The sequence below is a fragment of the Acinetobacter sp. R933-2 genome (genome assembly GCF_030325485.1).
GTDB classification, from domain to species: domain Bacteria; phylum Pseudomonadota; class Gammaproteobacteria; order Pseudomonadales; family Moraxellaceae; genus Acinetobacter; species Acinetobacter sichuanensis.
The window spans coordinates 1-1,201 of the sequence record NZ_JACAIJ010000053.1; the positions used below are offsets into that span (position 1 = coordinate 1).

The following is a 1,201-nucleotide window of genomic DNA, read 5'->3' on the forward strand; positions in this document are numbered from 1 at the left end:
TAAGACCGAAGAAAACAGGCAGAAAGATAAAGATCTTTTTAATGGCGTTATGTGGGATAAGACCTAAATTTCGCATATCAGATTTTATGTTAAATAAAGATATTCATTATTTTTGAATATGGCTAATTAGCAATATTTAAAGGGGTAAATTTGGTGGTTGATACGTGATTTGTGTATGGCAAAAAATCATCATTCCCGAAATTAAAAACATTAATATTATTATTACAGAGCTATATAATCGCATTCATGACTTATCAATCTTACTAGACCGAAATATTAACCTTATATTTTTAATTTTACAATAAAAATATGATTTTATTAAATTTTTATTTAATTCTATCTTTTTATAAGTTTAATAAATATACATATAAAAAAACTTGATTAAATAAGTTTTTAGTGTATAGTTAACTTAATTATAAGAAAGTCTTGTTTCGATAAATCTTCTTTAAGTATCGCAGTTTTAGTCATAATCCTTCGTTTTTTCAGATTTTAAGTCTCATTCTTTATTATTTCAAAGTTATAATCAGTCAATAATTTGACTAAAATTAGTAGGATATATTATGTCAAACTCAAATATTGTTAAAGGTACTGTAAAGTGGTTCAACGAAACTAAAGGTTTTGGTTTTATTCAACAAGAGTCAGGTCCAGACGTTTTTGCTCATTTCAGCGAAATTTCTAATTCAGGTTTCAAAACCTTAATGGAAGGTCAAATGGTTGAATTCAGTATAGCTCAAGGTCAAAAAGGACCAAATGCTGTAAATATTGTTACTATCTAAGTAGTAATAATAGACAGTAATAAAAAGCACTGATGAGTGCTTTTTTATACTTTAAAATTAAATTTTAAAGTTGTTTTTCAAATTAGAAAAACTTCAAAAAAACAGGATATAAGTTGTTAGAATTAAATGATTTAATTGCAAAATCTAAAAATGGTAATGAAATTATTGTTTCATTAATTCCCCTTCATAAAATGCAAAATACACGTCAAGGTTTAAAAAAAGTCGAAGTAGGTAAAAGAGTTCTTCTTTCATCTGGAATCGAGGTTGATTTAAATTTGGATGGTCGTACATTTTACACTTCTTTAAATCAGCTATTTAAATTAAGTCATAAAGTTACTTAGAGCCAACAGAGATGGATCCGTAAATTTGAACAACTCCTATAAGTGATATTCTGCTCCTCAAATGATGTTATAAACATCAATATA

General features: G+C 26.1%; 2 protein-coding genes. Both read left to right on the forward strand.

Annotation, left to right across the window (positions count from 1 at the left end; all coding sequences use genetic code 11):
- Window positions 1-560 precede the first annotated feature (560 nt).
- Window positions 561-776, forward strand: a complete 216-nt coding sequence (locus HX005_RS19515; protein WP_286378570.1) for a cold-shock protein — start codon at window positions 561-563, stop codon at window positions 774-776.
- Window positions 777-889: 113 nt separating this feature from the next.
- Entirely contained in the window at window positions 890-1,117 is a 228-nt protein-coding gene (locus HX005_RS19520) for a hypothetical protein (protein WP_286378571.1), read from the forward strand.
- Window positions 1,118-1,201: the final 84 nt, after the last annotated feature.

Coding starts and splice junctions, on each gene's coding strand:
- HX005_RS19515 (WP_286378570.1), top strand. CDS start 561: ATGTCAAACTCAAATATTGTTAAAGGTACTGTAAAGTGGTTCAACGAA.